General features: G+C 69.9%; 19 protein-coding genes and 3 pseudogenes. 7 read left to right on the top strand and 15 right to left on the bottom strand.

Annotation, left to right across the window (positions count from 1 at the left end):
* Nucleotides 1-3: 3 nt before the first annotated feature.
* Complete coding sequence (lysA, locus tag OG332_RS40100; protein WP_327418059.1) at nucleotides 4-1,338, top strand: diaminopimelate decarboxylase; 1,335 nt, start codon at nucleotides 4-6, stop codon at nucleotides 1,336-1,338.
* 88 nt (nucleotides 1,339-1,426) lie between these two features.
* On the opposite strand, the gene OG332_RS40095 is transcribed toward lysA, so the two are convergent.
* Nucleotides 1,427-2,830, bottom strand: coding sequence for a virginiamycin B lyase family protein (locus OG332_RS40095; protein ID WP_327418058.1), 1,404 nt, complete (start codon nucleotides 2,828-2,830; stop codon nucleotides 1,427-1,429).
* A gap of 414 nt (nucleotides 2,831-3,244) precedes the next feature.
* Here OG332_RS40095 and nadE point away from each other — a divergent pair, with 414 nt between their 5' ends.
* The gene (nadE, locus tag OG332_RS40090; RefSeq protein ID WP_327418057.1) at nucleotides 3,245-4,075 is read left to right on the top strand and encodes an ammonia-dependent NAD(+) synthetase; all 831 of its coding nucleotides are present in this window, start codon (nucleotides 3,245-3,247) and stop codon (nucleotides 4,073-4,075) included.
* A gap of 45 nt (nucleotides 4,076-4,120) precedes the next feature.
* Here nadE and OG332_RS40085 read toward each other — a convergent pair whose 3' ends face one another.
* The 6 genes and pseudogenes from OG332_RS40085 to OG332_RS40060 all read right to left on the bottom strand — a co-directional run bounded on the left by OG332_RS40085 (nucleotide 4,121) and on the right by OG332_RS40060 (nucleotide 8,567).
* Entirely contained in the window at nucleotides 4,121-4,558 is a 438-nt protein-coding gene (locus tag OG332_RS40085) for a carotenoid oxygenase family protein (protein WP_442816284.1), read from the bottom strand.
* Nucleotides 4,559-4,669: 111 nt separating this feature from the next.
* Nucleotides 4,670-5,140, bottom strand: a pseudogene (locus tag OG332_RS40080) (IS200/IS605 family accessory protein TnpB-related protein); the annotation flags it as partial.
* Between the two features lie 59 nt (nucleotides 5,141-5,199).
* Nucleotides 5,200-5,688: pseudogene (locus OG332_RS40075) on the bottom strand (carotenoid oxygenase family protein); the annotation flags it as partial.
* 104 nt (nucleotides 5,689-5,792) lie between these two features.
* Nucleotides 5,793-6,233: an SRPBCC family protein gene (locus OG332_RS40070; protein WP_327418056.1), complete on the bottom strand. Its 441-nt coding sequence runs from the start codon at nucleotides 6,231-6,233 to the stop codon at nucleotides 5,793-5,795.
* Between the two features lie 120 nt (nucleotides 6,234-6,353).
* Complete coding sequence (locus OG332_RS40065; RefSeq protein ID WP_327418055.1) at nucleotides 6,354-7,841, bottom strand: MFS transporter; 1,488 nt, start codon at nucleotides 7,839-7,841, stop codon at nucleotides 6,354-6,356.
* Between the two features lie 159 nt (nucleotides 7,842-8,000).
* Nucleotides 8,001-8,567, bottom strand: a complete 567-nt coding sequence (locus tag OG332_RS40060; RefSeq protein ID WP_327418054.1) for a TetR/AcrR family transcriptional regulator — start codon at nucleotides 8,565-8,567, stop codon at nucleotides 8,001-8,003.
* A gap of 1,033 nt (nucleotides 8,568-9,600) precedes the next feature.
* Between OG332_RS40060 and OG332_RS48000 the strand changes: the two are divergent.
* Nucleotides 9,601-9,699 (top strand): annotated as a pseudogene (locus OG332_RS48000) (IS5/IS1182 family transposase); the annotation flags it as partial.
* Nucleotides 9,700-9,722: 23 nt separating this feature from the next.
* Here OG332_RS48000 and OG332_RS40050 read toward each other — a convergent pair.
* The 4 genes from OG332_RS40050 to OG332_RS40030 all read right to left on the bottom strand — a co-directional run bounded on the left by OG332_RS40050 (nucleotide 9,723) and on the right by OG332_RS40030 (nucleotide 13,616).
* Nucleotides 9,723-10,157: a VOC family protein gene (locus OG332_RS40050; RefSeq protein ID WP_442816283.1), complete on the bottom strand. Its 435-nt coding sequence runs from the start codon at nucleotides 10,155-10,157 to the stop codon at nucleotides 9,723-9,725.
* Between the two features lie 392 nt (nucleotides 10,158-10,549).
* Nucleotides 10,550-11,239: a hypothetical protein gene (locus OG332_RS40040; RefSeq protein ID WP_327418053.1), complete on the bottom strand. Its 690-nt coding sequence runs from the start codon at nucleotides 11,237-11,239 to the stop codon at nucleotides 10,550-10,552.
* Nucleotides 11,236-11,667 (bottom strand): hypothetical protein, encoded by a 432-nt coding sequence (locus OG332_RS40035; protein WP_327418052.1) that lies wholly within the window; start codon nucleotides 11,665-11,667, stop codon nucleotides 11,236-11,238. Before OG332_RS40035 ends, OG332_RS40040 begins: the two co-directional genes overlap by 4 nt.
* A 245-nt stretch (nucleotides 11,668-11,912) precedes the next feature.
* Complete coding sequence (locus tag OG332_RS40030; RefSeq protein WP_327418051.1) at nucleotides 11,913-13,616, bottom strand: glycoside hydrolase domain-containing protein; 1,704 nt, start codon at nucleotides 13,614-13,616, stop codon at nucleotides 11,913-11,915.
* A gap of 155 nt (nucleotides 13,617-13,771) precedes the next feature.
* Between OG332_RS40030 and OG332_RS40025 the strand changes: the two genes are divergently transcribed.
* The gene (locus tag OG332_RS40025) at nucleotides 13,772-14,932 is read left to right on the top strand and encodes an ISAs1 family transposase (RefSeq protein WP_442816085.1); all 1,161 of its coding nucleotides are present in this window, start codon (nucleotides 13,772-13,774) and stop codon (nucleotides 14,930-14,932) included.
* A gap of 11 nt (nucleotides 14,933-14,943) precedes the next feature.
* On the opposite strand, the gene OG332_RS40020 is transcribed toward OG332_RS40025, so the two are convergent.
* Entirely contained in the window at nucleotides 14,944-15,612 is a 669-nt protein-coding gene (locus OG332_RS40020; RefSeq protein ID WP_327418050.1) for a hypothetical protein, read from the bottom strand.
* A 578-nt stretch (nucleotides 15,613-16,190) separates the two neighbouring features.
* Between OG332_RS40020 and OG332_RS40015 the strand changes: the two genes are divergently transcribed.
* A complete protein-coding gene (locus OG332_RS40015; protein WP_327418049.1) occupies nucleotides 16,191-16,346 on the top strand; it encodes a hypothetical protein in 156 nt (51 codons plus the stop codon).
* Here the strand turns inward: OG332_RS40015 and OG332_RS40010 are convergent.
* The 3 genes from OG332_RS40010 to OG332_RS40000 all read right to left on the bottom strand — a co-directional run bounded on the left by OG332_RS40010 (nucleotide 16,343) and on the right by OG332_RS40000 (nucleotide 18,323).
* Nucleotides 16,343-16,729: a MarR family winged helix-turn-helix transcriptional regulator gene (locus OG332_RS40010; RefSeq protein ID WP_327418048.1), complete on the bottom strand. Its 387-nt coding sequence runs from the start codon at nucleotides 16,727-16,729 to the stop codon at nucleotides 16,343-16,345. The genes OG332_RS40015 and OG332_RS40010 overlap by 4 nt on opposite strands.
* A 260-nt stretch (nucleotides 16,730-16,989) precedes the next feature.
* On the bottom strand, nucleotides 16,990-17,949 hold the full coding sequence (locus OG332_RS40005; protein WP_327418047.1) for a M56 family metallopeptidase: 960 nt from the start codon (nucleotides 17,947-17,949) through the stop codon (nucleotides 16,990-16,992).
* A complete protein-coding gene (locus OG332_RS40000; RefSeq protein ID WP_327418046.1) occupies nucleotides 17,946-18,323 on the bottom strand; it encodes a BlaI/MecI/CopY family transcriptional regulator in 378 nt (125 codons plus the stop codon). Before OG332_RS40000 ends, OG332_RS40005 begins: the two co-directional genes overlap by 4 nt.
* Before the next feature lie 436 nt (nucleotides 18,324-18,759).
* On the opposite strand from OG332_RS40000, the gene OG332_RS39995 reads away from it, so the two are divergent.
* On the top strand, nucleotides 18,760-19,542 hold the full coding sequence (locus OG332_RS39995) for a phosphatase PAP2 family protein (RefSeq protein WP_327418045.1): 783 nt from the start codon (nucleotides 18,760-18,762) through the stop codon (nucleotides 19,540-19,542).
* Nucleotides 19,539-20,111 carry a TetR/AcrR family transcriptional regulator gene (locus OG332_RS39990; RefSeq protein WP_327418044.1) on the top strand — a complete coding sequence of 191 codons (573 nt, stop codon included), beginning with the start codon at nucleotides 19,539-19,541 and terminating at the stop codon, nucleotides 20,109-20,111. The genes OG332_RS39995 and OG332_RS39990 overlap by 4 nt, the downstream gene beginning before the upstream one ends.
* The last annotated feature ends 46 nt before the right edge of the window (nucleotides 20,112-20,157 follow it).

The raw sequence follows: 20,157 nt of genomic DNA, 5'->3' as shown, positions 1-20,157 counted from the left end.
TTCGTGACCACCGCCGAACTCCGCGCGGTTCCCGGCGTCGCGGACGACCTGTCCGTCTGGCCCGCCTCCACGACCCGCCTGGCACACGGCGGCCTGGCCGTCGGCGGGGTGTCGCTGGCGGAGATCGCCGAGCGGTTCGACACCCCGGCCTACGTGCTGGACGAGGGCGAGGTGCGCGGGCGCTGCCGCCGCTACCGGGACGCCTTCCCCGAGGCCCACGTCCTGTACGCGGCCAAGGCCTTCCTGTCCCGGGCCGTGGTGCGCTGGGTCGACGAGGAGGGCCTCGGACTGGACGTGTGCTCCGCGGGCGAGCTCGAACTGGCCGTCACCGCCGGCTTCCCTCCCGAGCGGATGGTGCTGCACGGCAACGCCAAACCGCCCCACGACATCGAGGCCGCGCTGCGGCTCGGCGTCGGCCGCATCGTCATCGACAGCCCTTCCGAGATCGCGCGGCTGGCCGCGGCCGTGGGCCCGGGCGGCCACCAGAAGGTCATGGTGCGCGTGGTCCCGGGCGTCTCGGCCGGCGGCCACGAGAAGATCCGTACCGGTACGGACGACCAGAAGTTCGGCCTCTCGCCGGTCGACGGCTCGGCCCAGGAGGCGATCGGCCGCATCCTCGGCCAGCCGCAGCTCGAACTCGTCGGCCTGCACTGTCACATCGGCTCGCAGATCGCCGAGGTCGAGCCGTACGTGGCCGCCGTGCGCCGCATGGTGGGCCTGATGGCCCGGATCCGGGACGGCCACCGCGTCACGCTCCGCGAGCTGGACGTGGGCGGCGGGCACGGGGTCGCCTACCGGCCCGGCGAAGCCGCCCTCGACCCCACCGCCCTCGCGCGCGGGCTCCGTACGGAACTGGTCGCGGCCTGCGCGGCCGCGGGGCTGCCCGTGCCCCGTCTGGCCATCGAGCCCGGGCGCGCGATCGTGGGCCCGGCAGGGGTGGCGCTCTACCGGGTGCTGGCCGTCAAGCACACCGGGGCGCGGCTGTTCGTGGCCGTGGACGGCGGCATGAGCGACAACCCGCGGCCGGCCCTGTACGGGGTCCGCTACGCGCCCCGCCTCATCGGCCGCGCCTCGGCGGCGGATTCCCGTACGGCCACGGTCGTCGGCCGCCACTGCGAGGCGGGGGACGTCCTGGCCGCGGACGTGCCGCTGCCGGCCGATGTACGGCCGGGCGACCTGCTCGCGGTGCCGGTGGCGGGCGCCTATCAGCTGTCCATGGCCTCGGGCTACAACCTCGTGGGCCGCCCGCCGGTGGTCTCGGTCCACGAGGGCCGGGCCCGGCTGCTGGTCTGGCGCGAGACGCTGGACGATCTCCGCAGCCGGGACGTCGGCGGATAGCCGCCCCGGGAGGGGCTGGTGGCGCCGATCGGGGAGTCGGTCGGCGCCACCGGGTGCGGTACGGCTCGGGCCCGGGGGCGTTCGGCACTCAGCGGCCGAAGACCCGGGTGATGGCCGTGTCGGTGTTGTTCCTCCTGTTCCGGTCCGGGGTGCGGGAGGTGACGGCGGCCCTCGCGGTGATCGCGGGCCGTTGGCCGACCCGCACCGTGACGTGGAACACGCGCTGCTGTCCGGCGCCCAGGGCCTCGACGCGCCAGGTCAGCGGAGTGGGAGTGCGGCGGTCGGCGCCGGAGGGCGCGTCCGTGACCGGCACCCCGCGCGGCAGGGTCAGGGTGACGGCCAGGTCCGCGGCGGCGAAGGGCCCCTTGTTGGTCACGGTGACGGCATAGGTGTACTCGGCGCCGCCGCGCACGGAGGCCGGAGCGCTCAGGCGGACCGCCAGGTCGGCCCGGGGCGGACCGGCGTCGAGCTCCAGCCGTCCGACGCGGTCGCCGCCGATCTCGGTGAACCACATGCCGGCGTCCGGCCCCGCGGTGATGCGGACGGGGAGGCTGCCCGGGTGGGGCAGCGGGTAGCGCGCGAAGTCCCCGTCGGGGGTGATCCGCCCGATCCCGTCGGTGAGCTGCTCGGTGAACCACAGGTTCCCGTCGGGCCCGGCGGCCATCCCGTCCGGGCCGCTGCCGGCGGTCGGCAGGGGGTACTCGGTGATGAGACCCGCCGGGCTGATCTTCCCGATCCGGTTGCCGAAGAGCTCCGTGAACCAGAGGTTCCCGTCGGGCCCGGCGGTGATGACGTCCGGGCCGCTGTCGGCATTGGGCAGGGGGTATTCGGTGATCTCGCCCTTGGGGGTGATCCTCCCGATCCGGTCACCGGAGATCTCGGTGAACCAGAGGTTCCCGTCGGGCCCGGTCACGATGGACTCCGGGGCGGTGCCGGGGGTGGGCAGGGGGTACTCGGTGATCTCGCCCTTGGGGGTGATCCTCCCGATCCGGTCACCGGGGTCCTCGGTGAACCAGAGGTTCCCGTCGGGTCCCGTGGTGATGGCGAACGGTGTGCCGCTGCCGGCGGGCAGGTCGTACTCGGTGATGAGACCCGCCGTGGTGATGTTCCCGATCCGCCGGCTGATGTCGGTGAACCACAGTTTGCCGTCGGGCCCGGCGGTGATCCCGATGGGGCTGTGGTCGTCGCCGGGCAGCTGGTACTCGGTCAGGTCCCCGGTGGGGGTGATCCGGGCGATCTTCCTAATGCCCTGCTCGGTGAACCAGAGGTTGCCGTCGGATCCCGTGGTGATGACGCCGGGAAAACTGCCGACCGTGGGAAGGGGGTACTCGGTGATGTCGCCGAGGTCGGCGCGGGCGGGGGCGGGGGCGGCCGAGGCCGCGGGAAGGCCGATCAAACCGAGGAGCAGGGCGGCGGCCAGCTGGAACGTCCAGCGCGGGCGGCGGCGTCGGGGTGTCCGGGGCGGGGACCCGCACGGGGTGCGTGGGGACATCGGGAGGCAGACCTTTCGGCCGGAGGTCGGGGGCAGGCCCGCCATCGGGGCGAGACCTCGCCGGCGGGTCTGGGCACTGTCGGGCGGCGCTCGAGGTCGCGACAGCGGTGCGCTGCTGGATGCCCGGGGGCATGCGCACTGCGCAGCGTAGGACCCCGGGTGACGGCCTGTCAGGCAGCGGTGGGCCAACAGGCTGACGGCCGGACGAGTAGGCCGTGCGCTGGCCCGCGGCGCCGGGGCACCCGCGCGGGGACCGCGCCGACCTGGCCCGATGCCGTGGCCGACCTGGCCGGACGCCTTGCGCGGGCGGTCGCGGCCGTCCTCTAGAGTGCTTCCGTCCCCCATCCACGCGCCCGTGGCCCCGGCCCTGCGGCGCGCCCCGAACCCGCCCACGGGCCCGACCGAGGAGCAGCCGTGACCGACCTGGCGTCCATACCCCTGCAGCAGGAGATCGCCCGGGATCTCCAGGTGAGCGCGTCCTTCGACGCGCAGCAGGAGATCGAACGCCGGGTGGCCTTCCTCGCCGGCCAGCTGACCTCCACGAGCCTGCGCTCCCTGGTGCTGGGCATCAGCGGCGGCGTGGACTCCACCACCGCCGGCCGGCTGTGCCAGCTCGCGGTCGAGCGGGTCCGTGCCACGGGGCAGGACGCGACGTTCTTCGCGATGCGGCTGCCGTACGGCACCCAGGCCGACGAGGCGGACGCGCAGCTGGCGCTGGAGTTCATCCGGCCCGACCGGGTCCTGACCGTCGACGTGAAGTCCTCCAGCGACGCGGCGCTGGAGGCGGTGCTGGCCGGCGGCACGGTCTTCCGCGACGCGCACCACCAGGACTTCGTGCACGGCAACATCAAGGCCCGGCAGCGCATGATCGCCCAGTACGCGGTGGCGGGCGCGCACGAGGGCCTGGTCGTCGGCACCGACCACGCCGCCGAGGCGGTCTCCGGGTTCTTCACCAAGTTCGGCGACGGCGCGGCCGACGTGGTGCCGCTCACCGGCCTCACCAAGCGGCGCGTACGGGCCATGTCCCAGGTTCTGGGCGCGCCCGCCGGTCTGACCGTGAAGACCCCGACGGCCGACCTGGAGACACTGAAGCCGGGCCGGCCCGACGAGGAGGCGCTCGGTGTCACCTACGACGACATCGACGACCTGCTGGAGGGCAAGCCCGTCGGCGAGGCCGCCTTCGCGGCCATCACCCACCGGTACCGCCTGACCGAACACAAGCGGCAGCTCCCGATCGCTCCCTGAGCCGGCGCCGGCCCCGGGGGTGGAGTCCCCCGGGGCCGGCGGCGTTCAACCGTCGGAGCCGGCAAGGCCGCCGTCGGCGTCGCGGTCCAGGTCGCTGTCGGGGATCCAGGAGCCGTGGATGCCGCCGGTGACCCGGCGCGGCAGGTGGACCGTGGCGATCCGCTCGAGGGCGGAGGCGTCCAGGACCAGGAGCTCGGAGGCGTTCTGCTTGAGGTCGGAGACGACGGTGAGCAGGTAGCCGTCGTCCTCGCGGGTGGCGCCTGCGGCGGGCACGAACACGGCCTCGCTGGGCAGGCGGGCGTCCCCGGCCCCGTGGATGTGACGGGCGCCGGTGCTGCGGTCGTACTTGACGATGCCGTAGCCGCCCTGGCCCTCCTGGTCGGGGAAGGAGACCGCGTACTGGTAGCGGTGCTCGGCGCCGAGGAACTCCTCGTTGAGCGTGGGGAATTCGATGGCGAGGTCGTCGATGGTCTGCTCGTCCACCCGGCCGACGGCCAGGTCGACGACCCAACGGCGGCTGTAGGAGCGCGTGTTGGGCTCCGTGCCGCGACCGGGGGCGCCGACCCACCAGTTCCAGGAGAGCTCGAACCGTTCCTAGTCAGTGAGCAGGAGTGAGTCTTGGACCCACTGCCTGGCACTGCGCGCATCCCGAACGGTTTTGGATGCACTGGTCGCCCGCGTTCCCTGGTGTTTCCCCGTCCGGGCACGTGCATCGTGTGCATGTTCCGTGACGGGGCGGCGGGTTTCCTCACGTCCTCGGACACCGCGTTCGGCCTGGACGGTCCGATGCCCCACACGATCACTCTGGTCGTGTGGGGGCGGTGCCGTCCGACGCCGGATCGGGTGTCCGAGGGCGCGTCGTCCGATCGCGATGCCGGCGGCATCGTGACGGGACATCGTGCGGCGTGGGGTGACCAGCGGTTTCTGCCAGTGCTGGCCTCCCCACTGCGAGGTGTAAGCGGGATCGACTGCGACGATGACAAGACCGGCTTCGGCGGCCATCGACACGAGTCGGGCCTTGAGCTTGCCGGTCGGCATACCGGAAACGAGCTGCCGGAACCGCTGCGGCTGATCCGGCCCGTGGCGTCGGCCACGTAGTACGTGAGGAACGGCGGGAACGGCGAGGAGCCGAAGAAGTGCAGCTCGCCGGTGACCGGGTCGGCCTTCGGGTGCGCGGTCATCGCGCTGCGCAGCTTGCCGCCGAAGTCGTGGGCGCCGACCGTGTCGAGGTCCCGGGTGAGCTCGAAGGGGAGGTTCGCCTCGCACAGGGCGAGGAGGCGTCCGGCGTGTTCGATGACGTGGGTGCCGGCGGTACTGGCCGTCAGGTCCGGGCCGCGGTCGGTCATGTAGGGCGCGCCGTCCAGGGCGGGGGTGTGCACCCAGCGGTTGCGGTACCACTCGGCGCGGCCTTCGCGCAGCCGGATGCCGTGGACCATGCCGCTGCCCTTGAACCAGTGGGTGGGGGTGACGCCGGGCTTGGGGTTGTGGCTGTTGCGGATCAGCCGGCCGGTCAGCTCCGGGGGAAGGGACCCCTCGACGGTCAGCTCGGTGGCGGTGATCTCGTCGACGGCCGGGGTGTAGTGGCTGGTCAGGTAGGGCTTGTCTGCGGTCATGGCAGGAACCTCGCTTCTGCGTGACGGTGTGGATGTGGTTACGGGTGCGGGTGCGGGTGCGGGTGCGGTGTCTGACGTGACGGGGCGACGGGTGGTGACCGGGGTCAGTCGGCCTGCTCGGCACGGTTCTTGAGGGCGGTGAGCCAGGCGGTCAGGGAGTCGCGCAGGGCCTGGCCGAGCTCGGCGGGGGCGGCGTCGACGGGGGCGCCGCTCCAGGACTCCTCGGTGCGGACGGTCACCTGGCCGCCGGTCTGCTCGAAGGTCCACACGTGGATGCCCTCGATGCCGTTGGCCGGGCCGCCCCAGACGAGCCGCTCACCGGGGACGATCTCGCGGATGGTGGAGGTGATGTCCAGCCCGTGCGTCTTCCAGGTGAAGGAGTGGCCCGGCAGCAGCGGGCCGTCGAGCTGCGCCTGGTCGACGTCGGCGTTCCAGCTCGGCCAGGCGTCGATGTCGGTGTGCAGCGCCCAGACCCGCTCCAGCGGGGCGTCGATCACGGTGGACAGGCGGACGACGGCGGGAGCGGTCTCGTCGATGGTGAACATGGCTGCTCTTCCTCTCGGTTGGTGTACGGGCGGTGACGCGTTCGGTCGGGTGGAACGGTGGAAGGGAACGGGTGGCACGGGTGGGTTCGGCGGGTCGGCCGGGTCCGTTGTCCCGGCCGGTCAGTGACGGCGGTCGGCGGCGGGCTGCGGAGCCGGGCTCGGACCGGCGCCGCAGGGGCCGGTCGCCGTGCGGCGCGTGAGGAGCGGGGCGAGGGCGGCGGTGGCCAGGAGGACGGCGGCGGAGACGCCGAAGGCGATGCGGTAGCCGGCGGTGAGCGCTTCCGGCTGCGGCTGGTGGACGGCTGCGTGGGCGGTGGCGGTACCCGCGAGGGTGGCCAGGACGGCGAGGCCGATCGCTCCGCCGACCTGCCGGGAGGTGTTCACCAAACCGCCGGCCAGCCCCGCGTCCTGGCGGGCGACGCCCTCCACGGACAGGGCGGTGAGCTGGACGAAGGCGATGCTCAGGCCCAGACCGATGAGGATGACCGGGCCGAGGAGGTCGGCGAAGTAGCTGCCGTGGGTGCTGATCCGGGACAGCCAGAGCAGTCCCGCGGCCTCGGTCAGCAGGGCGCCGGTCACCGTCGCGGTGGCGCCGATGCGGCGGGAGATCCGCGGGGCGAGCGTGGAGCCGAGCATGTTGGCTGCGGCGAGCGGGAGTTGGCCGAGGCCGGTAACCAGTGGGCTGGATCCGAGGACCTGTTGCTGGTAGAGCGGCAGGAAGAAGAACAGGGCGATCCACACCGAGCCGAGCAGCGCCATGAGCGCGTTCCCGACGGTGACGCGCCCGGCCCGGAACAGGCGCGGCGGCAGCAGCGGATTCGGGTGGCGTCGCTCGACGAGGACGAACGCGGCCACCAGCACGGCGGCGACGGCGAAGGCCCCGAGGACGGTGGTGTCCGCCCAGCCCGAGCGGCGGGCGGTGGTCAGGCCCCACACCAGGGCGGTCAGCGCGAGGGTGACGGTGGTGGTGCCGGGCAGGTCGAACCGGCCACTGCCGGTAACCGAGGCCGGGGTCGGGGCCGGGGTCGGGGCCGGGGTCGGGGTCGAGGCCGGGGTCGAGGCCGGGGTCGAGGCCGGGGTCGAGGCCGGGGTCGAGGCCGGCGGCACGCCGACCGCCGCGCCGGCCAGGACCAGGAGCGTCCCGACGGCGACGGCGAAGAGGATCCACTGCCAGCCCCAGGCCTGGGTGAGGGCGCCACCGAGCAGGACCCCGGCCGCGCCCCCCGCGCCGGACACCGCACCCCACACGCCGAGCGCCCTCCCCCGCCCGGGTCCCGGCGGGTACAGGTCCATGACCAGGGCCAGAGCCGCCGGGGCGATCGCCGCCGCGCCCAGGCCCTGCAGTGCGCGGGCGGCGATCAGGACCGGGGAGGAGGAGGCCAGCCCGGCCGCCAGCGAGGCGGCTCCGAACACCGCGAGCCCCGCGAGCAGTACCCGGCGCCGGCCGAGGACGTCGGCCGTCCTTCCGCCGGCGAGCAGCAGCGCGCCGAAGGCAAGGCCGTAGGCGTTGACCACCCAGGTCGCGCCGCTGTCCGACAGGCCGACGCCGGCGCGGATCTGCGGGAGGGCCACGTTCACGATCGAGGTGGCGAGCATGACGGTGAACACTGCGCCCCCGCCAGAACTGCGAGCGCTGCTCCCGGCTTCCGGGTGGTGGCGGTGATCCTCACGAGGTTCTCCTTGAGTGGTTAATCACTCACACCTGACGCCTGAGAAAAGGCGGGGCTCGCGCCCCGCCGACAGCCCGGCTTTTCGGTGACGCCGGACTCAGTAGTGCGTGATACCAGCGGACAGCGTCCGCATCCAGGGGGCATCCACGTCACCGGCCCCCATGGAAACGATGAGGTGGCACAGCATGCCGCGCGCGAAGAACTGCTGGACCTGCTCCTCGGCACCACCGGAGGCGCCGCGTACGTACTCCACCAGCCGGGCGTAGCCCTGCTGGACCACCTCGCGCACGGCCGGCTCGGAGACGGCCGCGGCCTGGGCGTGCAGCTGGATCAGCATCAGGTCGTTGTCGCTGATCAGCAGCGCGTACGCATCCCCCATGGCCTCCAGCACCACCTCGGCGGAGCTGCCCTTCGCCTCGGCAGCCGCCCGCTCCAGACCGGCCCGGACCTGCACGAAGCAGTGCTCGACCACCGCGGTGAACAGCAGCTCCTTGCTGGGGAACAAGCGGTAGACGTACGCCTGCGAGATGCCGGCCGCCTTCGCCACCTCGGTCGTGGTGGTGCCCCAGTAGCCGCGCGCCGCGAAGGCGCCGATGGCGGTGCGCAGCACCGTCTCGCGCCGCTCTTCGGCGGTGGACAGCTTTCGGGGTCGTTCATTCTTCATGTGAGTACTCAACCACTCACACTCTTGCGTGTCAACGACGGATCCTGCGCAACGGCGGCCCCGCCGAAGCGGCGGGCGAACTTCGCGTCGGCCCGGCGGACAGTGCTGCGGCCGTGGACGGCGGTCATGCCGAGGCAGGCCGCCGACAGGCCGTGCCAGACGGTTGGCTCGGCCCGCTTCGCCCGTCACGTGCGAGATCTGCACTGGCCGCCCCGTACGCAACTGGCGTGGCGCCAGGGGCGATTGATCGGAGCGGCTAGTGTGACCAGTGCCCCGCGAGGTCGTCCACAGAATCGGAACGGAGCGATCGTGCACCCTCCGCGCACCCGCGTCATGGCCACAGTGACGGCCCTCGTGGCCGCCATGTTTCTAGGTGCAATCGGCCCGCTCATGGACAAGTTCGACAACCCGTTGTGCCATGCTGCGGCCCTCGTCTTCTCCAGTGGGTGGGCGTGGGCAGGCTTCGCCTTCCTGGTGGGGCTTTCGCGCCGGTCCAAGATCGAGTCGGCGGTGCTGGCCTCCTCGACACTGGCTGTGGCCGTGGTCGTGTACTACGTCTTCAAGTCCGCTTTCCCCACCGGCCCCATCGGTCAGGTCGTCTCCCACGGGTCCGGAGGGGAGCTTGCTTCCAAGATCCTTGTTTGGGGAACAGCGGCCTTCGTCTTCGGGGCCCCTGTGGGGCTGTTCGGGAACCTCGCGCGAACGCGCGGTATCGGTGGTCTCCCGTTCCGGCTGCTCATCCCGTTGACCGCCTTCTACGAGACCTCGATGCGGTTGGCCACCGAGGCCCCCTCGCAGGGCCTCGTGGTCGAGATCCACCTGGAACGCGATTCGCATCGCAGCGGGGGTCGCCCTTGTGGCTCTGCCGGTGCACGGGCTGGTGACGTGGCGTGCTCACCGGGGCAAGCCCGGCGCGGGCGTGGAGGTCGATGCCCTGTCGAAGCACCTCTGACACGCTCCCACACCAGCCATCACTGGTGTGATCACGGCGTCGAAGCCGTCCTGAGCAGCCCCGCCGCGTACTGGCCTACTGGCCTACTGGCGCGAGAACTTGACGCTGCGCCAGCTCGCCCCCACTGTTCGGGCGTCGAAGTCAACGGCCACCCTGGTCCCCACGCGGGATCACACGGTGGACCTCGCGGGCTCGGAGGAGTCTCAGTCGAGACAGAACTCGTTGCCCTCGATGTCCTGCATCACGATGCACGACTCGTTGGCGCCGTCGGCAAGCAGCGTCCGCACGTGTACCGCGTCGAGCGCGACCAGTCGTGCGCACTCGGCCTGGAGTGTGGCGAGGCGCTCCTCACCGACGAGCCCGGTGCCCGCCCGTACGCAGAGGTGCACCCGATTCTTGACGACCTTGCCTTCGGGAACGCGCTGGAAGAGCAGCCGCGGGCCCACACCTGAGGGATCGATGCAGGAGAACCATTGCACCTGATGCTCGGGCGGCAGCGAGCGATGGTAGTCGTCCCATGTCTCGAACCCCTTCGGCACCGGCGAGACGACGTACCCCAGCACCTCGCACCAGAAGCGAGCGACGCGCTCAGGTTCTGCGCAGTCAAAGGTGACTTGGAACTGCTTGATCGATGACATCGGCGCACCATAACAGGGGCCCTGGGTGGGCCGTCTGGGGAAGTCGCGGGCGGCCATCCAGACGGTTCGTCGATCACGGCGATGAAAAGCGGTTGATGCCGCACTCGACCGCGTACCGGGCCTTGTAGTCCTCGCTGTCGAAGTTCGGAGGCTGCCCGCCCGGTCCCGCCCCGGCGGGTGCGGTGACCGGACTGGCCGACCGTTTCCGGCATCGTGCTGCGCATCCCGCGCCGGCGCAGATACGCACGGTTCACGCGCGACGCGTACGCCTTGTCGCCCCGCACCCGCAACGGGCGGACCCGCGGCCGGCCCCGCCCCGGGCGCGGTTCTCGCCCCACACCGAGATCATCACGGCACGAGGCGAGAAACGGACCCCCGTTCTAGAACACGCTCTAGACCTTCTGGCTCTTCGCCAGTTCCTTCGACGCCTTCATGCGCTTGGGGTCTTCGACGTTCTGAGTTCCGGCGCCCTTGCTCGGAGTGGTCTGCCACGCTCTGATCGTCGCTGCGACCTGCTTGAGTTGCTGCGACTGCGGCGGCACGTCGATGAAGAACATGGATTCCATGGCCGGCTTCATGTCACCGCCCCACTTCACCACGCCTCCGAGTTCCGCGAGGATGTCCCGGATCGCCGTGACCTGGTACGGGAAGAAGTTGCCCGTGACTCCCAGCGGGTAGGTTTCCGGATAGAGCGCCAGTGCAGTTCCTGACAGGTGGTTGGACTCGAAGTCCGCCCTGACCTCGCGAGCGGCGCGATATCCGACGATCTCGCCGCGATCGCTCTCCAGCCGGGCGACGTCGTAGTGGAAACGCTGTGCCAGGTAGGCCAGGACCGTTGCGGTGTCTCCTTGGCGCAGGACGACGGTCAGGCCGGTTCCCTGGATGTCGCAGGTGCCGGTGGAAAAAGAGCGGGCGTTCGGGATGCTCCAGCCGTTCGCCGAGGTCGATCTGCGCCACGTGGTGTCCGCGGCGACGGCGGTGGCGGGAGCCAGCAGTGTGCCTCCGGCGGATACCAGTGCGGCTCCGGCAGCGACGCCGGTGAACTGCTTGAGTATGACGCGACGCGAGAATTCGATGCTCATGAGGTCCCTTCGGGAAGGTGTCGTGCCCGCCGGTACAGGAACACGGCGGCGCAGGTCAGGACGACGGCAAGACCAGCCGGCACGTAGACGAACACGTTGATCGACATGGAGACGTGCTCCACCGTCGAGCCGTCGGAATAGATGCAGGCGTTGCGAAGGGGCCAGAAATCCTGCTTCAGCCTCGCCAACTGGGCGCCGGACGCGTTGCTGTCCTCGCACAGCTCCGGGAACGGTCCCCCGAGGGCGACGGAGAACCAGCCGTAGCAGTACACGGCCGTGGCCGAGAAGCCGAAGATCAGGGCGAGAACCGCACAGATCCTGGACAGTGAACGGGGTGGGTTCCTCAGTATGAGAACCATCACCACGATGCACGCCGGCACCGCCACCACACTCACGAGGAGGAGCAGGCCCATCAAAGGCGTCGGCATTGCGTCCCCACCTCCTGATCCGGTTTCGCGGACACGCGGAGCCGCGTGGTCCTTCCCGTCTCCTGCGCCGAGCGTTTCCTCATGGCTGGGGAAGATACCCGGCACGCCGCTTTCGACGGGTACGGGTGTCCGGGTCTGCTGTCGTCCTGGGTGTGATGAAGAATGCGCATACGCTAGCGAAAGGTCACTTCCGTGAGATTCTGGACAACGGGTCGGCCCTTCGCAGAGACGCCGGCTTCAGCGGGTCACTGCTGGTCGATGAGACGCTGCAGAACTTCGGCGAATCCCCGGTAGAACTCGTCCATCACGGAGTCGGACTCGAGCCAGGGCTTCTTGTGGATCGGGCAGTTCCGGTCGATCAGCACTGCACGCGTAGTTGACAGCAGAGTGTCACTGATGTCGTCCTCGAGAAACGCCTTCGCCGACTTCTTGACGCCGTCGGTGGTGTTGCCGAACCTGGCCGCCTTGAAGTCACTGAAACGCGTCTTGTGTCCCCCACCGAGCAGGATCTTCCTGAGTTCGGTGACGATGTCCGTGCCGCCGGCCTTCAGCTTCATCGCGACCGTGAACCCGTCGATGTCCTCGATCAGGTCGCTGAGCGAGAACGTGGACGCGACGTCGGGCCTGGCCAGTGTCCTGCGACAGAAGTCCAGCGGGGATGCGTTGTCCGAACGGCTCCACTCCCCGTAGAACGTGAGCAGGTCCCCGCCCCAACTGGCGAGTTCGGCACGATTCGCCTTACCGACTCCGGCATTCCCCTTGAGGAAATAACCCGCGGCACTGGCGATCAGATGGTCCGGGCTGATGGTGACACCCATCGACGGGTCGAGGTACTCCTGATCCCTCGCGCGGCCAAGTCCCCGGTCTACGCAGAATTGGATGAACGCGTTGTCCACATCACCGAACAGCTTGACCCAGCGGGAGTCCGTGTACTTCTCCCAGCGCATGAACTGCAGGCACAGTTCGTTCGCGTTGCCCTTTCCGTACGCGACGGCGGCATCGTACACCTTCTGGACATACGCGATGAACTGGTCGACCGATGAACTTCCCGACTGGTTGACCGAGTTCTGCCCGAAGTCCGCGCCGGGGCGGTGCGACACCCGGTCCAGCGCGAAGGTGTCCGAACCCGCGGAGAAGTTGAACTCCTTGATCTGGTTGAACGCCCAGTTCTGCGGGAGGGGGAATCCGAGGTTGCCGGAGAATCCATAGGACATGCCCGAGACGTACGCGTACGGTACGAAGGCGCCTCCGGCCACGCTGGCGCACACGTTCCGCGAACCGTACACGCCGGTGATGTACTTGCTGCCGTTGCTCTTCAGGGCGTCGTTCACGCCGATGAAGTAGTCGACGATCTTGTCCATCTCCGCTTGCGTGGCGTCATAGTCGACCGCGAAGTAGATCACCGTGCTCCGGTTGAATCCATAGCCTTCGGCCCGTTCGTGCGCCTTGCGCCCGTGCGAGTAGCCGTTGGCGTACGTGAAATCCGCGAGCTTCCGCGCGTCGTACTGCCACAGCGGGATGACCCTCAGACCGGCGGAGAAGATCGCGTCCAGTTCTCCGGGCTGTATCTCCTTGTTCAGGGTGCTCCCGGCCGGCTCGTCGAGGTAGCGTCCTACGGCGCGGTAGCCGGCAGCATGGAGCGCCTTCGCCCGGGAGGGAGTGATGGTGAAGCGGGTGTCACAACAGTCGACCGCCCGGTCGGGGTTGCCATAGGCGACCAGCAACTGCGCCCAGGTGTCGAAGTCGGCCTTACCCGACTCAGCGATCGCGGAGAAGCTCTGGAACTTCTTCACCCAGCTCGCGAGCTTCGGGCCGAACTGATAGCTGAAGCTGGCGATGTCGCCACTCGTGTTCGAGGGACCGTTCGCCACGCAGGCGGCGGAGAACAGCTGCACCCAGGTCCCGGAGTCGCCTTCGGCGAGCGTGTGGGCCCGCAGGCCCCAGGGCATCGGCACGAAGGTGACTTGAGGGTGTTCACCCCAACTTGCCTTGCTGGGAGGGTTCGTGACGAAATGTGGCAGGCACGGTCACCGGCGATCATGTGAGTGTCTACGTCCCATGATCCTGCTGGAAGACCGTGCCTGCCGTTGCCGAATCATCCCTCATGCCCGCCTCGCTTGACCAACTCGCCACCGCATCGTCTCTGTCGGTTGAGGAGTGCCCGGGCCTGTTGACCTGCCTTGCGACGGTGACGGACCCCCGTGACCCACGGGGCCGGCTTCACCCCCTGGTCGGCGTGCTCGCCATCTGCGCCGCTGCGGTCCTGACCGGCGCGACCTCTCTGCTGGCGATCAGTGAGTGGGCGGCTGACGCCTCGCAGTCGGTCCTGGCCCGGCTCGGTGCCCGCTGCGACCCCTTCACCGGCCAACACCACGCCCCTGGTGAGGCCACCATCCGCCGGGTACTCGCCCAGGTCGACGGTGACGTACTCGACCGAGCCGTCGGCAGCTGGCTGTCCGCCCGATGCCCGCAACCCAGCGAGCGGTTGCTGCGGGCGATCGCGGTGGACGGCAAATCCCTGCGCGGCGCCGCCCGCGCGCACGACCGGAAGATCCACCTGCTGGCGGCCGTCGACCACGCCACTTCCGCCGTCCTGGGCCAGGTCGACGTTGAGACAAAGACGAATGAAATCACCTGCTTCCAGCCACTACTGGATGCCATCGACCTGACCGGAGCGGTCGTGACCAGCGACGCGATGCATACCCAACGCGAGCACGCCGAGTACCTGGGAGGCCGGGGCGCCCACTACATCGTCATCGTCAAGGGAAACCAGAAGAAGCTCCGCAAGCAGATGAAGTCCCTTCCCTGGAAGCAGATCCCACTCCAGAACCGCACCGTCGGGACCGGCCACGGCCGCAGCGAGATCCGCCGGATCAAGGTCTGCACTGTCGCCGGCCTGCTCTTCCCCGGCGCCGCCCAGGCCATCGAACTCAAGCGGCGCCGAGTCAACCGCAAGACCGGCAAGGTCAGCACCAAGACCGTGTACGCGGTCACCAGCCTGACCGCCGAGCAGGCCAATCCGGCCCAGCTCGCGTCCTTGATCCGCGGCCACTGGTCGGTAGAGGCGCTCCATCACGTGAGGGACACGACCTTTGCCGAGGACGCCTCACAGCTGCGGACCGGCAACGCGCCCCGCGCCATGGCCACCTGGCGCAACCTCGCCATCGGAGCCCTTCGCCTGGCCGGTCTCCGCAGCATCGCCACAGCTCTCAGAGGAAACGCCCGCGACGCCACCCGGCCCCTGCGAATCCTGGCCATTCCGTGATCAAAAAACGGTCATACCTGCTTCATGCCGGAGCCCTGCCGCAGGCCCGCTTCCGTGCCGGGCCCGAAGATGCCGTTGGCCGAGCCCTCGGGAATTCCCGACTCGTACTGGATCCCCTTCATCAGGGCCTGCTGGACATCACGGGAGAAGAACCCGTCGCACGGGCCGATGAAGAAGGTCGACTTCTCCCAGTAGCGGGCGTTGAGCCACCGCTGCATGAGGCGGATCTGTTCCAGTCCGCCGGACAGGAAGACGTAGGCATCCATGGTGAGCAAGGCCTTGAAGACCTTGGCCGGCAGGGCATTGGTGACCTTTTCCGCCGGAAGGCCCATGTCTTCCATCATCGTCTTGAAGCCGAACAAAGTGGGGTTCGACATCTCCCCATCGATGGCACCGGCGCTGTAGCCCTTGCAATAAAGGCCGCACTGGATGATCTTGACTATGTTCTTGTTCGACTCACCGACCTTGATGGGCCCCCTGGCTGCCAACGTCGACAACGTGGTGGGACCGAATGCGTTGGAGAGTGTCGCGATCCCGAGTTCGCGCTGCAACGCCCGGGTCAGGGAGTACATGGTGTTCCATCCGGTCTTCCCGTCCTCCGTCACGGGGTTGTAACCGGCGACACCCTTGTACGTCGCGTTGACCCATTTCTGGGCTGCAAGAACCATTTGGTCAGCCATGGCGGCAATCCGCTCCTTTGACGCTTCGATACGTGCGGGGAAGTGGCGAGCTCGAACCGGTCGCGATGACCCCTGGCGGTCAGTTGTCCTGCGCAAGGATGCAGACCGGTGCTACCGCGACGCTTCTCATCGCGTAGTGCAGGCAGCCCTCACGTACCGGCCTTCCCCCGAGCCCGCGTTCGGGCAATCGCGCGGATTTGAGTAGCTACCGCGGTCGGCCGATGCTGAAGCATAGCGGCGCAAGCGGACAGGTGTTCGAGTATTTGTGCCGGGTGAAGCCGCGTGTCCTGTCGCGCAGGATCGCCAAGTGAACTGTCTCCTAGGGATGTTGACGGATCTTCAACTGCGTTTGGCCGCCTCGTACTTCGGCGGTGTGGCTGACTGCGCGGCGAAAAATGGCCGGGATCCATGCCTGATGCAGGCTCAATTGCGCCTGGCTGTCATGGCGTGGGTGCGCTCCCCGCCCATATCGCCAGCCGCGCACCGCCGGTGAGGCCGAGTCGTCGCAGACCGAACGTGCCGTGGACGAGGATCCGGTTCGGGCCCGCATTGACCGCGATCGACGCGCCTGCGACGTCATGGCGCCGCTACGCGACCTACCTACGAGCCGGGGCCTGGCCGTCGTCCTCGTCAGTCACGAGCTCCCCCTTGTGCTGCGCCATGCCGAAGAAGTCCTCACCCTCGGCGAGACGGACGCTGCCGCGTCGGCCGAGCGCCAGGTAGCCGCGACCTAGGACGAAGCCGAGCGAACCGCGCCGACACGGGCGGCCGTCGCGCACACCCGCCGGAGCAGGTAGTGCAGCTGGGTGCGCTCACCCTTCGTGAGGGACGCCAGCAGGACGTCCTGCACCGACTGCATGTCATCCTGCATCGTCGTCAGTGCCGCCGTACCGGTCGGGGTGAGCGTCACCACCTCGTGGCGCCCGCCGATGTTGACGACCATGTCCTGCACCAGACCCTGCGCCAGGAGATCACCGATCACCCGCGAAACGTCTGCCGGCGGCACGTCCATCTGCGCGGCGAGATCGCGCCGGGCGTGCGGCCCCCATTCGGCCAGCGTCCTGAGAACCGACTGGTGCACGGGGCTCAACCCGCCCGCACTCAAACGCTCGGCCATCAACGCGTCCACGGCCCTGCCCGCCGCCGCCAAGAGGTGCACGGTCTGTTCTGAGGGACTCGACGACCCGCTCCCCCTGTCGTACACGTCGCATCCAATCGCTGGGGAGGGGGATGTCACCTCCGACCCAGGACACGGGGACAACGTCGCCCACGGCGCGCCGAGCGCCGGGCACGGAGGAGGTCGGGCCTGGAGGGACAGGTGAAGCAAACGCAGGCTCAGCGTACTTACACCCGGCCGATTGGTCTACATCGACGTCGTCACTCGACGGCTCGGTCACCCAGAAGGCCCCGGGCGGCAAACTCCACGTACTCGTGCAGTCCGTACGCCAGAACCAGACCCGGCAGGGCGGAGACCGTCACCGCCGTCACCAGTCCGGCCACGGCAGCCTGCGTCCTGCGCGCCTGCGGCCGGACCGGGACCGGCTGCAATAGCGCTTCGACCCGCTGGGGGACCGGCCCTGTACTCACCGACAGCAAGGGACCACGGCCTCCGCCCGCCTTCTCGGCGGACGCGGCGGCCAGCGCCGCGCGTGCGATCGCGGTCGCCGCCAGCCGCCGGTCACCCACCGACGAGGCCGCCGACTCGTCCGCCCACCGCTCCAGGTGGAAGTCCAGCGCCGGGCGCAGGGGCCGCAGCGCGGGGTGCACCGCAGCGGCCAGGCAGGCGGTGACGGCCCACAGATGGTGGCGGCCCGTCAGATGGGCCCGCTCATGGCCGAACAGCACCTCGCGCTCCGTCGGCCCCAGGGTCCGGAGCATGCCCGTCGTCACCACGACCCGGCCGCCGCGCTTGCGCCACCCCGGCAGCGCGAACGCCTGCGGCTCGGAATCCGGTACGACCAGAAGATCACCATCGGACACCGCGTCGCCGGTGGACGCCCAGGCGCGGGCGAGCAGTGAGCGGCGCTCGTACCAGCGGCGGACCAGCAGCACCGCCTGGAAGGCCAGCACCGCACCGGCCACCGCGGCCACCGGCACGGTGGCCGGCCACTCGGCAGCCGCCTGCGACAGCGGAATCTGCTCCAGGGAGGCGAGGAACGGCACATGGAACAGGCCGATGAGCGCTGTCACGGTGCCGCCGGCCAGCAAAAGTGCGGCTCCGGTCAGCGCAGTGCACGCCTCCCTCGGCGGCAGGAGCTCAGCCAGCCTGCGGGTCGCCGGCACCGCACCCCACGGAAGCACCAGAGTCACCATGACCAGGGCCAGGACCAGGGTCATTCGCCTTCCCCGGACTCCAGGAGCAGGCGCCTCAGCGCTTGCTCGTCGTCTCCGGACAGCGAGGACACGAACCGCTTCAACACCAGGTCGCGCTGCGGCTCCCGCTCCAGCTCGCGGCGCATGCGCCCGGCCGCCAGCCCGGCGGCGTCGTCCGCCGCGGCATAGGCGAAGCCCCTGCCCTCGCGGGTGCGCACGACCGTCCCCTTCTCGTAGAGGCGGGTCAGGATCGTCGTCACCGTCGTCCTCGCCAGGTCCCGGCCGAGCGCGGCGTTGATCTGCTGCGGCGTCAACGGCTCCTCGGCCGCCCACAGCACCGCCAGCACATCCGCGACGAGTTCACCGTGCGGACGCCTTGCGTCCCCACCTTCCTCCATCTCACTACCGCCCTGCTGCCGCCCCGGGCCGATGCGCCCGGTCATCGCTCAATAGGTTTGCCTTATCTAACTGTACGGAGGCGTGGATCGGACCCGGTCGAGCCATACCCGCGCGCAACACCGGGAACAGGCGGCGCAGGCCGGCCTTCGCGGGCCTGTGCGGGCTCCCCCGCCGGATGGCCGGGAGCATCGGACGGTCGTCTACAGTGACACCGGCCGTCTACACGACTGTAGTCGCCCATGGTGTGCCGATCCGGGCCCCATCAGCACAGGGGAGCCGCTCACCGTGGCCCAATCCGACCGTCCGGCAGTGCAACAGGCCGTGAACGTGCGTGACGCCGGATCCGTCTTGTCCGCATCCGGCGCACTCGGCACGTCATGCCGCTCCTCGCCCGCCGCAGGGACACCAGACCGCCACGCCCACCGGTGACCCGAAATGAACCGCACCTCACCACTCGCGCGCCGTACGGCCTGGCTGGGCGCTGCCCTGTTCGCCGCCTTGTTCCTTCTGCTCACGGGGCTGATCACGGCCCGCCACGGCGCTCCGTACACCCTGGATCAGGACGTGCACCAGTGGGCAGTGGATCACCGCCGCCCGGCCGTCGCCACCCTGTTCCGCATCGTCACCTCGACGGGCACCGGGCCCTTCCCGTACCTCTGTGCCGCAGGAGCCGGATGGATCGCCGGACACGACGCCCGAAGCCGTCTCCTCGCCGCAGCAGGCGCCCTGGGTTTCCTCGTGACCGCGCAGGCCGTGCGCTACTCCGTGATGCACGCCACCGCCCGCCCACGACCTCCCGGCACCGACTGGGCCACCCACGCCACCGGCTTCGCCTTCCCTTCCGGCCACACCACCACCTCCGCCCTCGCGGCAGGACTCCTCGCCTGCGCCCTGTCCCGGAAGATCGGGCCGGCCGTGCACCGGAGCGCCTCCGCCCTCCTGGCCGGGTGGGCCGTCACCGTGGGTCTCAGCCGCATCTACCTGGGAGTCCACTGGCCCACCGACGTCCTCGGCGGCTGGCTCTACGCCCTCACCTGGCTGACCGCAGCAACAGCGCTGACCCGGTCGAAGCACCGACGACCCCTCGCAGCCCCGCGCCGACACCACTCAGCCGTGACTGCGCAACATCCCCGACAAACGGCGGTGCCCCCCGGAACCCACCACCTCCGCATGTCGGCCGAACCGCACCGGCCCCTGACCCCTCCGGACGGCAGATGACCAAGCACCCCACGCACGCGCAGATCGTTGCCGCAGCGCTGCCACTTGTCGTCAGGCACGGCACCTCAGTGACGGTGTCGATGATCGCCCGAGCAGCAGGAGTCCCGGCAGCGGCAGTCTTCAACGCGTTCCCCGACAAGGCCGCCCTGCTCGAGGCCTGCGCCACCGAGTTCCTCAGGCCCGGTGACGCAGTCGCCGCCGTCGCCGCGATTTCCCTGAACCAGCCGCTCGAAGCCCGGCTGGCATCGGCCGCAGCGGTTCTCCGCAGTTACACGACACGCTTGTCTCTACTCGCCGATGCCGCTCCCCAAAGCCGGCCCTGGCGCCCTGACAGGCCGACGGGCACCCCCGACTGGCACGCGCGACACGAGGGGGAACTCGCATCGCTCCGAGACGCACTGACGGCTCTCTTCGAACCGGAACGTGATCTTCTGAGGATGCCCCCGGAGCGCCTCGCCAGGGTGTTTCAGTCGATGGTCTTGACCGACCCTCTCTCCGGTCCCGCGGGCACACTGCCGACCGAGGATCTGGTGCCGCTGTTCCTGTGGGGCGCTCTCACCCCTCCCTGACAAGAGCTCATGTGCACCGGAGCGAGGTCCGCGAGCCATGGCCGCA

The sequence above is a fragment of the Streptomyces sp. NBC_01233 genome, assembly GCF_035989305.1.
Classification (GTDB): Bacteria; Actinomycetota; Actinomycetes; order Streptomycetales; family Streptomycetaceae; genus Streptomyces.
This window is presented reverse-complemented; position numbering and strand designations above follow the sequence as displayed.

What these genes read in the sequence shown, in the direction of transcription:
- OG332_RS39990 (WP_327418044.1), top strand. Translation starts at nt 19,539, where the DNA reads ATGACCAAGCACCCCACGCACGCGCAGATCGTTGCCGCAGCGCTGCCA.
- OG332_RS40005 (WP_327418047.1), bottom strand. Translation starts at nt 17,949, where the DNA reads ATGACCCTGGTCCTGGCCCTGGTCATGGTGACTCTGGTGCTTCCGTGG.
- OG332_RS40040 (WP_327418053.1), bottom strand. Translation starts at nt 11,239, where the DNA reads ATGAGCATCGAATTCTCGCGTCGCGTCATACTCAAGCAGTTCACCGGC.
- OG332_RS40060 (WP_327418054.1), bottom strand. Translation starts at nt 8,567, where the DNA reads ATGAAGAATGAACGACCCCGAAAGCTGTCCACCGCCGAAGAGCGGCGC.
- OG332_RS40015 (WP_327418049.1), top strand. Translation starts at nt 16,191, where the DNA reads ATGGCGCCGCTACGCGACCTACCTACGAGCCGGGGCCTGGCCGTCGTC.
- OG332_RS40025 (WP_442816085.1), top strand. Translation starts at nt 13,772, where the DNA reads ATGCCCGCCTCGCTTGACCAACTCGCCACCGCATCGTCTCTGTCGGTT.
- OG332_RS40000 (WP_327418046.1), bottom strand. Translation starts at nt 18,323, where the DNA reads ATGGAGGAAGGTGGGGACGCAAGGCGTCCGCACGGTGAACTCGTCGCG.
- OG332_RS39995 (WP_327418045.1), top strand. Translation starts at nt 18,760, where the DNA reads ATGAACCGCACCTCACCACTCGCGCGCCGTACGGCCTGGCTGGGCGCT.
- OG332_RS40020 (WP_327418050.1), bottom strand. Translation starts at nt 15,612, where the DNA reads ATGGCTGACCAAATGGTTCTTGCAGCCCAGAAATGGGTCAACGCGACG.
- OG332_RS40070 (WP_327418056.1), bottom strand. Translation starts at nt 6,233, where the DNA reads ATGTTCACCATCGACGAGACCGCTCCCGCCGTCGTCCGCCTGTCCACC.
- OG332_RS40010 (WP_327418048.1), bottom strand. Translation starts at nt 16,729, where the DNA reads ATGGCCGAGCGTTTGAGTGCGGGCGGGTTGAGCCCCGTGCACCAGTCG.
- OG332_RS40035 (WP_327418052.1), bottom strand. Translation starts at nt 11,667, where the DNA reads ATGCCGACGCCTTTGATGGGCCTGCTCCTCCTCGTGAGTGTGGTGGCG.
- OG332_RS40030 (WP_327418051.1), bottom strand. Translation starts at nt 13,616, where the DNA reads ATGCCCTGGGGCCTGCGGGCCCACACGCTCGCCGAAGGCGACTCCGGG.
- OG332_RS40050 (WP_442816283.1), bottom strand. Translation starts at nt 10,157, where the DNA reads ATGTCATCGATCAAGCAGTTCCAAGTCACCTTTGACTGCGCAGAACCT.
- OG332_RS40095 (WP_327418058.1), bottom strand. Translation starts at nt 2,830, where the DNA reads ATGTCCCCACGCACCCCGTGCGGGTCCCCGCCCCGGACACCCCGACGC.